14 protein-coding genes and 1 pseudogene are annotated in these 12,423 nt (G+C 61.4%); 12 read left to right on the forward strand and 3 right to left on the reverse strand.

Annotated elements, in window-relative coordinates:
- Nucleotides 1-195 precede the first annotated feature (195 nt).
- The 6 genes and pseudogenes from A3AU_RS1000000140110 (at nt 196) to A3AU_RS0109030 (ending at nt 4,631) form a co-directional block, all read left to right on the forward strand.
- A complete protein-coding gene (locus tag A3AU_RS1000000140110) occupies nt 196-2,694 on the forward strand; it encodes a hypothetical protein (RefSeq protein WP_209444641.1) in 2,499 nt (832 codons plus the stop codon).
- A complete protein-coding gene (locus tag A3AU_RS0109010) occupies nt 2,694-3,119 on the forward strand; it encodes a hypothetical protein (RefSeq protein WP_027052504.1) in 426 nt (141 codons plus the stop codon). The genes A3AU_RS1000000140110 and A3AU_RS0109010 overlap by 1 nt, the downstream gene beginning before the upstream one ends.
- 207 nt (nt 3,120-3,326) lie before the next feature.
- A pseudogene (locus A3AU_RS1000000136810) lies at nt 3,327-3,668 on the forward strand (SMI1/KNR4 family protein); the annotation flags it as partial.
- Complete coding sequence (locus A3AU_RS0109020) at nt 3,665-3,856, forward strand: hypothetical protein (protein ID WP_027052505.1); 192 nt, start codon at nt 3,665-3,667, stop codon at nt 3,854-3,856. The pseudogene A3AU_RS1000000136810 and the gene A3AU_RS0109020, both read left to right, overlap by 4 nt.
- A gap of 178 nt (nt 3,857-4,034) precedes the next feature.
- On the forward strand, nt 4,035-4,310 hold the full coding sequence (locus A3AU_RS01000000135205) for a hypothetical protein (protein WP_154674555.1): 276 nt from the start codon (nt 4,035-4,037) through the stop codon (nt 4,308-4,310).
- A gap of 6 nt (nt 4,311-4,316) precedes the next feature.
- A complete protein-coding gene (locus A3AU_RS0109030) occupies nt 4,317-4,631 on the forward strand; it encodes a hypothetical protein (RefSeq protein ID WP_027052506.1) in 315 nt (104 codons plus the stop codon).
- Nucleotides 4,632-4,726: 95 nt separating this feature from the next.
- Here the strand turns inward: A3AU_RS0109030 and A3AU_RS0109035 are convergent, their stop codons facing one another.
- A complete protein-coding gene (locus A3AU_RS0109035; protein WP_027052507.1) occupies nt 4,727-5,044 on the reverse strand; it encodes a YMGG-like glycine zipper-containing protein in 318 nt (105 codons plus the stop codon).
- 267 nt (nt 5,045-5,311) lie between these two features.
- Between A3AU_RS0109035 and A3AU_RS0109040 the strand changes: the two genes are divergently transcribed.
- The gene (locus A3AU_RS0109040; protein ID WP_027052508.1) at nt 5,312-5,884 is read left to right on the forward strand and encodes a hypothetical protein; all 573 of its coding nucleotides are present in this window, start codon (nt 5,312-5,314) and stop codon (nt 5,882-5,884) included.
- A gap of 24 nt (nt 5,885-5,908) precedes the next feature.
- Here A3AU_RS0109040 and A3AU_RS0109045 read toward each other — a convergent pair whose 3' ends face one another.
- Nucleotides 5,909-6,127 (reverse strand): hypothetical protein, encoded by a 219-nt coding sequence (locus tag A3AU_RS0109045; protein ID WP_027052509.1) that lies wholly within the window; start codon nt 6,125-6,127, stop codon nt 5,909-5,911.
- A gap of 78 nt (nt 6,128-6,205) precedes the next feature.
- Here A3AU_RS0109045 and A3AU_RS0109050 point away from each other — a divergent pair, with 78 nt between their 5' ends.
- From A3AU_RS0109050 to A3AU_RS0109070, 5 genes are all read left to right on the forward strand, one after another.
- On the forward strand, nt 6,206-7,117 hold the full coding sequence (locus A3AU_RS0109050; protein WP_027052510.1) for a hypothetical protein: 912 nt from the start codon (nt 6,206-6,208) through the stop codon (nt 7,115-7,117).
- Between the two features lie 38 nt (nt 7,118-7,155).
- Nucleotides 7,156-8,145 carry a hypothetical protein gene (locus A3AU_RS0109055; RefSeq protein ID WP_027052511.1) on the forward strand — a complete coding sequence of 330 codons (990 nt, stop codon included), beginning with the start codon at nt 7,156-7,158 and terminating at the stop codon, nt 8,143-8,145.
- 209 nt (nt 8,146-8,354) lie between these two features.
- The gene (locus tag A3AU_RS0109060; protein WP_027052512.1) at nt 8,355-8,873 is read left to right on the forward strand and encodes a hypothetical protein; all 519 of its coding nucleotides are present in this window, start codon (nt 8,355-8,357) and stop codon (nt 8,871-8,873) included.
- 207 nt (nt 8,874-9,080) lie between these two features.
- Entirely contained in the window at nt 9,081-9,680 is a 600-nt protein-coding gene (locus A3AU_RS0109065) for a phage connector family protein (RefSeq protein ID WP_027052513.1), read from the forward strand.
- Entirely contained in the window at nt 9,680-12,148 is a 2,469-nt protein-coding gene (locus A3AU_RS0109070) for a phage tail protein (RefSeq protein WP_027052514.1), read from the forward strand. Before A3AU_RS0109065 ends, A3AU_RS0109070 begins: the two co-directional genes overlap by 1 nt.
- A gap of 24 nt (nt 12,149-12,172) precedes the next feature.
- Here A3AU_RS0109070 and A3AU_RS1000000139485 read toward each other — a convergent pair.
- Nucleotides 12,173-12,423: ISAs1 family transposase (locus tag A3AU_RS1000000139485; protein ID WP_027052515.1), on the reverse strand; the 251-nt coding region annotated here is incomplete at its 5' end.

Below are 12,423 nucleotides of genomic sequence, written 5' to 3' on the forward strand. Positions count from 1 at the left end.
CTCGGTGCCGCCCCTCATCCGCCCTTCGGGCACCTTCTCCCCGTGAACGGGGAGAAGGCCAGTCACCGCGGTCATCTCGACCCCTCCGACATCCAGGCTCCGGCCGAACCCACGATCCGCACTGCCGCACCCGCCGCCATTCCCGGCGGTTCGCCGCTGCGCGCGCTCTCGAAGCCAGCCGGCAGGAGACAGCCAATGGTCAGCATCATTCCTCTCTCCGTCGGCCAACGCCGGCTCGATACCGGCAATGCGCCGCAATACCCGCAGGGATCGCCGATCGGCGGCGCCATGCAAGGCCTGGGCGACCAGTTTTCCGCTGTCGCCGAGCGCTACCAGCAGATCAGGGATCAGCAGGAGGCGTTCGACGCCGAGCTTAAGCGTCGCCAGTTCATCGGGCAGATCGCGCAGGCTGAGGACGAGGTGGCGGCGAACGCGCCGCCGGACGGTGCCGGGCTGCATGAGACGATGTACGGCGAGGTCGACCCACGCAACGGCCGGGTGGTCAAGACCGGGCTGTTCGACACGCTGTTCGACGCTGCTTTACCAGGTATGCCCGAGAGCCAACGCGCCAATTTCGCCGGGCAGAAGGAGGCGATGCGCGCGGTTGGCGCGCGGCGCTTGGCGCAGCGGCAGCTTGAGCGGCGTCGGGACTATGAGCAGACCGAGGGCGACACGGCGCTGAAGACCAGCGCCATCGCCATCGGCAAAGCCGATCCCGACGATCACGCCAGCTTCGACGCGGCCCGCCAGGAGGGGCTCGACCTGATCGACAAGATGGGTGTCGACCCCGGTATCAGGCAGCAGAAGGTGAAGGACTGGTTCGGGACCGCCGCCAAGGCGCGGTTCGAGGCGCTGATTGCCAAGGACCCGAAGCGGGCGCTGGAGATGTTTGGGGTGGGCGCGCCGGGAGAGTCTTCGGAGAGCGATGCCTCCGGTATTCAGTCGGTTAGCTGGATGCGTGCTTCGGGTGGCTCGGAAGCAACTGCCGCGAAAAGTGATCGCGTTGGCAAGCCAGATGAGCGAGTGGCGCAGGCGTTCGCGGACAGTGTTCCGGCGGGCGATCCGATAGCTCTCAAGCCCGCAACCGGCCCTCTCGCGGACCTATCTCCAGATGATGTCCGGCGGCTGATCGACCGGGCACACGCCGCGAATACCGCCCAACTGATCGAGGCGCGCACCAACATCGCTCTCGCTTCGCAGAACGCCCCAGACGCAATCGCCAACACGGGTATCTATGCCGGCAAGATGCCTGACCCTGCGGACTTCGCCGCCGTTTATGGCACTGAAGAGGGCGGGAAGCGCTTCCAGGATTTCAGCCGACAAATTGATGTCGGCCGCCAGGCCTTTGGCATGCGGACCGTGCCCAATCAGGCGATCCACGCAACGCTACGCGATGCCGAGCCTGGGCCGGGCAGTTCCGAGGAGGACCGGGCACGGTTTAGGACTACCGCTGCTGCTGCCCTCAAAATACTAGGCATGAGGCGGGCAGACCCTGCTGGCTATGTTCGCGAGGTCTTTCCCAATGTCGACGCCGCATGGAGTGCGGCAACGAGTCCGGACAGCATGCCGGAGAATGGCGATGCGTACAAATGGGCCATCGCCGTCTCCGTTGCGGCCCAAAGGCAACTGGGCGTTGAAAATCCCCAACCCCTGCCAAGCACCGTTGTCCAAAGCCTGGTCGACACGCTTGGCAACAAAGATGTGCCGCAGGCTGAAAAGGGGAGCATCCTGCATGACCTTCTGGCCGCAGCGCGCGATCCGGTTGTTCGCGATGCCCTGTCTCAGCAATTGGATCAAGCTGGCCTTTCTGGGCCGGCTCAAGTCGACCCGGTCGTCACTACTGCGACAGGACGGCCTCCGTCAGCGCCGCCTAGCGAAGCCTGGTCTAGATTCCAACGAACAGCGGAGGACTTCGGCGATTATCTAAGCGAGGGTTTCGAGGCCCTAGGCCGCATCCCGCATGACATTGGGCTTGGTATCCAGGATCTGCGCGATTCCCCTTGGGGCTTCCTAGAACAACTGCCGGTTACCCCCGGCTCTGGGGCGGTTGCTGAAGGGCGCTTAGCAGTAGAGGCAGTCGGCGAAGCCGTAGCAAAAGGCTTGGCCATAGTCCGCGGCGGGACGGGCAAGTTTGCCAAGCCCTTAGAGAAGCTCGCTGCCAACGGTTCGCGCGCAGCATCGGACGTCTCCGCAGAAGGGACGGTGGCGCGCCAGACTGTCGATGCGGAGTCTCGTGCAGTAAATGCAGCAAATGAGGCCGCTTACCGCCTGAGCACAGGTGCCAAGCCCGACAAGGCTGAACTTCTTGAAATAATAAAGTCAATCGCGAGGGACCCGTCAAAGATAAAGTATGAGGGAGCATCGTTTGGCAAGGCTCTTTCAAAAAACTACCGCAAAACGTTTCTCGACGCGAACCCGAAACTGGAGGGTGAAGTTGTGGTCCACCACGCGGCTGAGCAGCAAATCTTGCACAGATATCTCGGACTCGTGACCGAAGAGGAGATGCACTCGCTTCAGAATCTGCGTGGAATTCCTAAGAGTTTGGACAATCTTTTGCACAACAAAATTTTTCGATTCGAGTGGGACGAATTTTATGCGTCGCATCCTCAGCCCACTCGTCAGCAAGTGCTGGACTACGTTGAGTATATCGACAAAAAATACGGACATCTGTTCAACCCCCCAATAGGTGGATAATGCAGTACTTCTATATCAGACCGGATGTGGCTGGTGGGCTTGGCAGAAACACCGTTTTGGACCCCAGTGTCCATCCCCCGATTGTGACCAAGCTCCACTACGTGATGGAGGGCTGGACCGGTGATGTGCTCGTTACGACGTTCCCGTGTTACCTCGTCACCGAAGAAACCCAGCGCGCATTGCAGCAGATAGGATTTTCAGGTGCGACGTTCGCTGAAGCCGAGGTGACGACATCTGAGGAGTTTCATGAATATCAACCTGGGCAGGAACTTCCACCTTTTGTCTGGTTGAAAGTGAATGGCAAGGCCGGCCGCGACGACTTCGGGATCGCAGCAAACTATCGCCTCGTCATCTCGAAACGCATTCTTGATTTGCTGGAGTCTTTGGGGATTCCGTTTGCTGTGGTCGAGCCTTACGAACAGTAACGGGATCGCGCTTTTTTTCGTCGCGGCGACGCAACGCTGACCGGCCTCTCCAGTGAAGTTTGGCGGGAGTCCGATCGATGTGTCCAACAAGGTTGTTCTGCAGCAGATTGCGCCCTGGTGGAACAAATTGCTGAAAGACATAGGAGAATATAAGTGTGATATAATTTAACGGAGGGAGATCTCGATCCACCGGCTGAAGCTGCGGTTGTCGATGGCCTATCCGCAAACCTGGGAGTAACGCTGCCCAAAGATTACGTCAATTTCCTTAAGGAGCATAATGGAGGTGAAGGCTGCATTGGCGACAGCTATTTAATTTTTTTCAAAGCCGAAGAGTTGATAGACTTCAATCGAGAATATGAGGTTGCAAAATACGCACCAGGCATCCTCTTGTTCGCATCAAACGGAGGAGGGGAAGCCTATGGCTTCGACACCCACGATGTGGAAATGCCAATCGTGCGCATCCCCTTTATATTTGTGGAACGGCAATCCGCCGAGACGATAGCGCGAGACCTCGCCGGTCTATTTGCTACGCTGGAGGACTCGGAATGAGCGTCCAAGGTACAGCTTCGCGGTCTAAGGGCATGGAACTGTTCGAGGTCAAACCGATTGCAGTCGGCGGCGATCCAGTCAGTTTGGAAAACAAGATCTGGTTGACCAGACAAGAGCATTTTGAAGTAGTGCGTTTCTGGAATCGGACTATCGAAATTCAGCGTAAGGCGGCGCTCGATCCTCATTAGGTAAGTGATGAACTATTTTTACATAAAACCCGATGTTGCTGGTGTGGGGGCGCCGCGCGCCAGAACCCAGCGTCATGCAACTTGTCCCTAGATCCCAGCACGATCCTGGGACTATCTTCCAGAAAGCACTGCACCCGAATCGTCGAGGAGGATTTTCTTTGTGGGGAAAATAATAAAGTTGTTGGATATCGTTGGAAGACTTTCGGATTTTGACGAGGATGACACGATCTATGTGGCCGAGCCTTGGACCGAGGATTCCAATGCAATGGTCGCGACCGCGCCCGACGATAGCACGGCGCCTCCGAAGGCGGCCGCCAAAGCAGGGCTGACATATTTCATCGAAATATTCATTGCGATCGAGTTTACCGAGGCCTGGGTTGCTTCGCTGGAAGAAAAACCCAGTCTGTCGGCCATCTGCCAAAGGCTCATTGAATACGCTATCAACGATGCGTGAGGGAAAATGTCGACCGACCCACGTCACGAAGGAAAGCCGCTGCTCAGGCTGCTGGAGCTTTATGTGCTCTGGGCCATCGGAGAACTTTCTCAAGAGTCGGAGGATGGCTTGAAAAAGATGGCCCCCAAACTGCAATCTATCTATGGCGGAGATGGACAATGGTATGACGCAATAGCCCAGTCTATGCACATGCCTGAGGGAATGCCGGCAGCAATCCGGGATATGTGGGCAAGGAATCTCAAAATCGCCCGCGACAACAATGTGACGCTCACGCCCCAGCAATTTGCCGAGATGTTCGTGGACAACAATTTCGCGGCGTGATCGTTCGGCAGCACCAGCTTTTTCAGACCTTGGCGCTGCCCCTCATCCCCCTGCCGGGACCTTCTCCCCGTGAACGGGGAGAAGGGAGCTGGCGATCAATAATTGCCGTTGTAGTAGCGGTCGTCGCAGGGCGCGGTGTAGATGCGGCCGTACCGGTCCTGGTAGCGGCAGAGCTGGTCTTCGCGGCGCTGCGGGGTGGTGGCCGAGCCGACGACGGCGCCGAGCAGGGCGCCGCTGGCAGCGCCGATGACCGTGCTCTTGGTGTTGCCGCCGATCGCCTGGCCGACGAGAGCGCCGCCGGCGCCGCCAATCAGGGCACCGGTCGTGGCCCGCTGCTGGCCTTCGGTCTGCGACTGGCAGCCGGCAAGTGCCGCGGTCATCAGCACAGCGGCCATGGCTTTGTGAAAGGTCATGCGAGGTCTCCCTTAAAGGTCTGAAATCCCTATCGATCGTCCCGTGCCGCCGCATTGCGGCGGAACGGGGGCACCGTCACTCACGATATAAGACATGGTTTCTCGGGCGTTGATGGACCGGGAGGCCAAAACATCTCTTTCGAACAAGGCGCTAGCTCAAGTCCTTGTCAGAATGATTCAGCCGGTGGCGGCTCGGCTGAAGCCGGGCCTGGTCCTTGCCGCGCGCTGTGCGCCTCTGCTCGTCTCACTGAACAATGGAGAAATGTCATGACCCGAGGTCTTCCCCGGACGCTTGTCCGTGCCGCCGCCCGCGAGGCCGGCCTTGCCCCGCCCAAACTCGGCCTCAAGGCCGTCACCACCGGGCAGGGCGGTGCTTTCCGCACCGTCTTCACCTTCGCCGGCATGCAGGTGCCGGTGACGGACGCGCTCGCCTATGCCGCCCAAAAGCTTTTCGACTTCACCGATGGCAAGGTGCGCATCAAGGGCGGCACGGCGCGGCTGCAGGTCGCCGTGCTGACGCCCCGCGCGTCGACCATCAACGACGGTGCGGCGCTGAACTGGTCGCTCGGTTCAGTGGCGGCGTCGAGCGCCACGCTGGCCGGCACCATGGTCAATGTGCTGGCCTCGACGGCGCGCACGCTGGACGGCGCCGGTGCCGCGCTCTCCACGGCCTCCACCGCCGATATCGCAGCGGCCGCGACGCTGGATGGCACCGCCACACCGGTCGATCTCTATCTCAATCTGGCGTTCGCCACCGGCACCGACATCGATGCGGACGGCACACTGGCGATAACCGGCATGGTGACGCTGCTGTGGGAAAACTGGGGGGATAATGCGTGAGGCCTGGGGGAGGCATGATAGCCGCTAAGTGCGGCCTTTGAGCCAAGCCTCCCAATCCGACTGGGTCATCATCTCGTGTCCGTGCACGCGATGCCACTCCACCCATTCGGCATGCGTCGGGAGTTCTGCGAGTATCGGCTGGTAGCCTCGCTGTTCGTATTCGCTCTTTGGCAGGAGCATGGAATTCTTCTCATAGAGGACCATCACGACGGTCTCGCTATGGCGATACAGACCCTTGGCCATTGTCTTTTCCTGTAGCCGCAAACAGATCGTGCAGCATTGCACGCGTCGCTTTTCCCAACAATCACAAGGAAAAATCACATGACAGATCTGGCAGACGCCGGGTCCGTGGCGGCGCGTGCGCAGCCGGCGGGCAACCCAGTACGGCCACCGGCCAGCGGGGACAACGGGTCCGCCCCTGTGGCTGGCAAAAGTTGGTTTGACGGTCTTTCCGAAGGCAACCGCAAGCTCGCTGAAACCAAGGGCTGGACCAAGCCTGAAAGCCTCGACAGGGTTTTTACATCCTATGCGGAGCTGGAGCGACAGCAGGGTGAGAGCCTGCGCGTTCCCGGCCCGGACGCGTCGCGGGAAGACTGGGAGCGTTTTCATGCCCGGCTGCCCGAGACCATGCGCCCGGTCACCTCGTCGGAGACGGTCGAATACCGCCGGCCGGAAGGGCTGCCGGAAAACTTCGCCTATTCGGACGAACTCGCCAATGCGTCCAAGGCCTGGGCGGTCGAAGCGGGTGCTTCGCCAAGAACCGCGCAGGCCTATCACGACAAGTTCGTCGGCTACATGGCCGAGCAGGCGAAAGCTCAGGAGATCGCGCTCGCCCGTTCGGTGGAAGCCACCCATGACGACCTTGTCCGGGACTGGGGACCGACCGACAGCGACGGCTTTCGCCAGAAGCTCGAGGTCGCCAACCGGGCGATGAAGAAGCTTGGCCTGGTCAATGCCTACAAGGCGAAGGGCATCCTTCTGCCTGATGGGGCGCTGACCGATCCGCAGATCGCCAAGGCCTTCCACGCCATTGGCGAGGCGATGTTCCGGGAAGACACGATCGACGGCGGCGCGACCTTTAGCGGAGGCAATCCGTTCAAGCGCAACGTCGCCGGCGAACGCAACCTGACGGCCATTTCAGCCCTCGTCAAAAGCGACCCCGCCCGCGCCCGGCGGCTGGCCCGCGAGGCGGGAGAGAACCCGGACCGCTGGATGCCCAACAACCCGCTCTGACGAGCGGCCACCACCACCCAACCTGAAGGAAGACAAAAATGGCAGATGCCTACACCCGTATCGCGGACGCGATCGTTCCGTCCGTCTATGCGCAATATGCGTTCGAGGAACATGTCCAGTCGCTCGAAATCTACCAGGCCGGAATCCTGTTTTCCGACCCGGCCATCTCCTCGAAACTGTCGATGGGCGGCCGCTCCGTCGACATGCCCGGCTGGAAGGATCTCGGCAACGACCCTTCCGAGCCGGTCAATGACGATCCGGCCGATTCCATCGAGATGAAGAAGATCGGCTCGCGCCGCGAGGTCGCCGCCCGCAACGTCCGCGCCCAGGCCTGGGGCGTACCGGACCTGACCTCGATCCTGGCGGGCGATGATCCGCAGAAGCTGATCGTCAAGCGGCAGACCGAGTACTGGCAGCGCGCCAACAAGCTGACCCTGCTCGGTATCCTGAAGGGCGTCGTCGCCGACAACATCGCCAATGATGGAGGCGACTTGGTGCGCACCACCGGCGCTTCCATCGTCGACACCGACATCATCGAGGCCGCCTACCTGATGGGCGACCGCGCCGACAAGTTCAAGACGATCTGGATGCACTCCAAGCAGATGAAGGCGCTCAAGCTCGCCGACCTCATCGACTATGTGCCGTCGTCCGAGCAGGGCGGTCCGCTGATCCCTTACTATATGGGCCTGCGGGCGGTCGTCGACGACGACATTCCGGTGACGGCGGGCGTCTATACCGCCTTCATGTTCAAGGACAAGGCGATCCTGTGGAACGAGTTGCCGGTCAACACCGAAGGCGGGCCGCTCGAGTTCGACCGCAAGCCGCGCCAGGGCCATGGCGGCGGTGTCACCGAAATGGTCGGCCGCCGGCATTTCGTGCCGCATGTGCCCGGCACCCGCTTCCTCGACGCCTCCTCGGCCGGTGAATTCGCCACCGATGCCGAGCTCGCACTGGCGGCCAACTGGGACCGCACCGCGTCGAGCGTCAAGAACATGACGTTCATCGCGCTGAAGACCACCGAGGCCTGATCGGGCCAAGAGGCGAGAGGGCGGGAGCGTTCGCGCTCCCGTCCCTTTTAGGAAGGTCGCGGCTGTCCATTTGTCATCGCCTTGCGAGATTTCCGACAGGGATGGAGGGCTGGTCCTCAGACTGTCGATTCCGCGTGGCGCAATCGACTTGTTTGGGGCAGACTGACCGTCAATCAGCCAACCAAGCTCAAAAGCAGCAGTCCATCTCCATGCGACTTACAGCCACAATTCTGTTTCTGCTCTCCATTTCGGCGCCTGCCGTTGCCGGCAAGATTTCCGAACCTGCCAAGGGCGTAACACTGTCCTACAACAGCAATTTGTGGTCGGCGACGCTCGACGACAAGGACATCGTCCTGTCCTGCATGGGTGAGACTTGTGGCGGCGATTGCGATGTGGTCCTGACGATGACTCCCACAGGTCTGACCTCGCACGAATTCTTCGATCGATTCCGAAACGAGATAAACAAGAATACTATCGTCAAGGCGTCCGAGTCCGGTCTGGATCCGGTTGTCGTCGACAAACCGGCCACCGTCACGGTCGCCGGAAAGGAAGTCTCTATCTCTTCTGTCCGTCTCAAGCTTTTGGGCTCGCATGCGCGGAAGTGGATGATGGTCGAAGAGGCATCGTTCGGGGTGGTCACGCTGACCTGCAATAGCAGCGAGGATGAATACGAGATCGCCAGAAAGACGTGGTTGGATCTGATGAAGGGCATTGTCATTCCGAAGTAGTGACGGTGGCTCTGACCCCACTTCGCAATGAAGGAATGAAGAGGCGTTGAAGCTGCCGATCCTCCCCGGGGGCGGGGAGATTGGCCGCTCTGTTGGCGGACCAAATCATTCACCCGAAAATTCCCCAAGCCGCTTCGCAGCGGCTTTTTTCATGCCTGGAGACAAATCATGATCCTTGCTCGACCCGCATGGACGAGGCGCTGAGCCATGGCCATCACCCCGCTCGATATCGCCAACATGGCGCTGGCCGTGCTTGACGAGGCGCCGATCGACAGTCTCGACCAGGACGTCAAGGCGGCGCGCCTGTTGAACCTGCATTTCGACCTCGCACGGGAAGCGGAGCTCACCAAATGTGCATGGGTGTTCGCGATCCTGCGCGCCACGCTTGCGGGGTCGGATACCGGCAGCGGCGATTGCACGCTGAACTTCGCTTACGAGCTGCCCGCCGACTGCCTGCGGCCGCTGCCCTTGACCCATAATGGCGAGCCGGATGGCGTGCCGATCTCGTGGCGCCAGGAGGCGGACCTGATCTACAGCGACCAGTCCGGCCCGCTGACCATTCGCTATGTCGCCAACCTTACCGATCCGAACGACTGGGACGCGCCGTTCACCGAGGTGCTCGTGGCCGCACTCGCCATCAAGGTCGCGCATCCGCTGACCCACAAATCGGGCATGATCGACATTGCCCGCTCGGCCTATGACCGGGCGCTGGATGCCGCGCTCAACGCCAACGCCATCCAGCGCGGCGGCCGGTTCTACACTGCCTCGTGGTCCAGCCAGCGCGGCGACAACAGGATTGCGCGCTGATGACGACGCTCTATCCCGTCCAGGATGTCTTCACCCGTGGCGAGATCTCGCCGCGCCTGCATGCTCGTGCCTCGCTCGATTTCTATCGGGCGGCGCTCGCCAGATGCGAAAACTTCGTCACCTTGCCGCATGGCGGCATCCGCAAGCGCGGCGGCACCTATTTCGCCGGCGAGGTGAAGATCTCGGCCAAGAAAACACGGCTGATCCCGTTCATCTTCTCGGCCGACCAGGCCTACGCGCTTGAATTCGGCGACCTCTACATCCGCGTCTATGCTTATGGTACGCGCGTCGGCACGGTGGAGATCGCCTCGCCCTATCTCGAAGCGGACCTGTTCGAACTCACCTATGTCCAGTCGGCGGACCAGATGTGGATCAGCCACAAGGACTATCCGCCCAAGGTGCTGACGCGCACCGCGCAAACGGCATGGACCCTGACGGACTTCGCGTTTCTCGACGGTCCCTATGATGAGATCAACACCACGGCGACCACGTTGACGCCGGCGAGCACGGGCCATGCCACGCCAAAGATGACCTCTGCCACGACCCCGAGTGGCACCGTCACCGACAATGGCACGGGCACAACGAGCTGGAGGGCGTTTGACCGGGCCATAAACGGCTCTGTCACCGTGTCGACGGGAAGCAGCGGGTTTCTGCAGTACCAGTTCCCCGCTGGTCAAGGAAAGGCAGTCAATGCCTACTGGATCTCGGCGTCGGAGGATGCCGCCAAATGGGGCGACACGCCGACGCAATGGAAACTGTCAGGTTCCAACGATGGCGTGAATTACGTCTCGCTGGACGGCAGGGCGTCGGAGCGCGGCTGGTCCGGCTCGGAAGTGCGCTTCTACGATTTCCAGAACCAGACGACCTATGAATACTACAAATTCGACTTTTCCGGTGGTGGTGGCGACGACGCCAACAACACTTCAATATCGGAAGTCGCGCTGACCGAAAGCGGCGACCTGATGACGCCGTTCGATCTGATCGCATCGGCCGTGGCCGGCATCAATGGCGGCATTGGGTTCCAGGCAAGCGATGTCGGCCGATCGATCCGCCTGCTTGGTTCCGACAATGTCTGGCGCTGGGCCAAGATCGCCAGCCGAACCAGCACCACTGTGGTCAAGGTCAGGCTGTATGGCCATGCGCTGCCCGACCTCTCCCCGATCACGCGCTGGCGGCTCGGCACTTTCGTGCCGGGAAAATATGTCGAGAGCGGCTCGCTTTATGAGGAGCGCCTGGCCTTCAGCCGCAAGTTCTCGGTCTATGCCTCAGCCACCGGCGACTTCGACAATTTCGCGCTGGGCGAGAAGGACGACGACGCGCTGGAATTCGTCCAGGCCGGCGGCGGCCAGGCCAACGACATCGTCTGGATCGCCGATTCCGACGGAGCGCTTCTGATCGGCACCAGCGGCGGCATCAGGGCGCTGTCGGGCTCGGGCATCGACGAGGCGCTGACGCCGTCCTCATTCAAGAACCGGCGCTCGCGCACCTTCGGCTGCGCTCGCATCCGCCCGGTCGATGCCGGCCAGTCGTTCCTCTATGTGACGCGCTCGCGCAAATCGATCGCCGAGCTGACGCAGACCGCGCAGAGCCGCTTCACCTCCGACGACATCGGCCAGATTTCCGAGCATATCCCCAAGCAAGGCGTGGTCGAGCTGGCCTTCCAGACCGATCCCGACCCGTTGCTCTGGTTTCCGCTCGATAATGGCGAGCTTGGTGGTTACACGCATCAGCCAAGCCAGGAAGTGCGCGGTATGCACCGCCATCGCCTGGGGGGTACTTTCAGCGGGTCCGATTGGGCCGAGGTCGAGAGTGCCGCGGTGACCCCGGGCCAGGATGGCAATGACGACCTCTGGCTGATCGTCAAGCGCACGATCGGCGGCGTGACGAAGCGCTATATCGAGATCAAGACCGTTCCGTTCGAATACGGCGCCATCGCCGACGCGTTCGAGGTCGATTGCGGGCTGACTTACACGGGCGCCGCGGTGGCCACGGTAGGCGGCGCGGCACATCTCGCCGGCCAGCCCGTCGATGTGCTGGCCGACGGCAAGGTCTATCGCGGCCTCATCGTCAGCGGCGGCGGCACGGTTACGCTGCCTGGCGGCTCGACCGCCGCCAAATGGCAGCTCGGCCTGCCCTATGCGGCGGGCGCCGACACGCTGGAGCTCGATGTCGGCGGCCGCGACGGCTCCATCATCGGCCGCCGCAAGAAGGTGGCGAAAGCGATCCTGTCGCTGCTCGAGACCGACACTACGGGGCTTGCGGTGCAGTCCTTCATGCGCGGCCGCTGGGAACCGGTGCGCATGCCCTCGATCGTCGCGCCCGACGGTCGGGCGACGCTGTTCACCGGCAATGTCGAGGTGCCGATCGACGACAGCTGGGAAGGGCAGGGCCGGGTGCGGATCCGCCATGTCAACCCGACGCCCTGCACGATCCGGGCGTTCACGCCGGTGTTCGACGCCGAGCCGTAGCTGATCTCCCCCCTCGGGGCAGGGCTATCGCATATGAACGATGGCCTGGATGAGATAGTCATCATTCCAGGCGCATTTTTTGATGCGGTGGCTGATGGGGACTTTGTCGATGTCGGCGGCCTGAAGGATATTTCTGGCGATGCGGTTTAGGAGCGCGATGTTGGCAGGGGCGTTGTCCTTGCGGGCACGGCTGAGGTCCTCGCGCAGGTGAACGTCAAGCATCCAGTGCAGTGCGTTTTCGATCTGCCAATGCGCTCTGGTGAGGTCGATCGCCT

Origin of the sequence: Mesorhizobium erdmanii USDA 3471, from assembly GCF_000472705.1 — a bacterium.
GTDB classification, from domain to species: Bacteria; Pseudomonadota; Alphaproteobacteria; order Rhizobiales; family Rhizobiaceae; genus Mesorhizobium; species Mesorhizobium erdmanii.

Excerpts from the sequence above, each read along its gene's own strand:
- A3AU_RS1000000140110 (WP_209444641.1), top strand. The coding sequence starts at position 196 with ATGGTCAGCATCATTCCTCTCTCCGTCGGCCAACGCCGGCTCGATACC.
- A3AU_RS0109010 (WP_027052504.1), top strand. The coding sequence starts at position 2,694 with ATGCAGTACTTCTATATCAGACCGGATGTGGCTGGTGGGCTTGGCAGA.
- A3AU_RS0109020 (WP_027052505.1), top strand. The coding sequence starts at position 3,665 with ATGAGCGTCCAAGGTACAGCTTCGCGGTCTAAGGGCATGGAACTGTTC.
- A3AU_RS0109030 (WP_027052506.1), top strand. The coding sequence starts at position 4,317 with ATGTCGACCGACCCACGTCACGAAGGAAAGCCGCTGCTCAGGCTGCTG.
- A3AU_RS0109035 (WP_027052507.1), bottom strand. The coding sequence starts at position 5,044 with ATGACCTTTCACAAAGCCATGGCCGCTGTGCTGATGACCGCGGCACTT.
- A3AU_RS0109040 (WP_027052508.1), top strand. The coding sequence starts at position 5,312 with ATGACCCGAGGTCTTCCCCGGACGCTTGTCCGTGCCGCCGCCCGCGAG.
- A3AU_RS0109045 (WP_027052509.1), bottom strand. The coding sequence starts at position 6,127 with ATGGCCAAGGGTCTGTATCGCCATAGCGAGACCGTCGTGATGGTCCTC.
- A3AU_RS0109050 (WP_027052510.1), top strand. The coding sequence starts at position 6,206 with ATGACAGATCTGGCAGACGCCGGGTCCGTGGCGGCGCGTGCGCAGCCG.
- A3AU_RS0109055 (WP_027052511.1), top strand. The coding sequence starts at position 7,156 with ATGGCAGATGCCTACACCCGTATCGCGGACGCGATCGTTCCGTCCGTC.
- A3AU_RS0109060 (WP_027052512.1), top strand. The coding sequence starts at position 8,355 with ATGCGACTTACAGCCACAATTCTGTTTCTGCTCTCCATTTCGGCGCCT.
- A3AU_RS0109065 (WP_027052513.1), top strand. The coding sequence starts at position 9,081 with ATGGCCATCACCCCGCTCGATATCGCCAACATGGCGCTGGCCGTGCTT.
- A3AU_RS0109070 (WP_027052514.1), top strand. The coding sequence starts at position 9,680 with ATGACGACGCTCTATCCCGTCCAGGATGTCTTCACCCGTGGCGAGATC.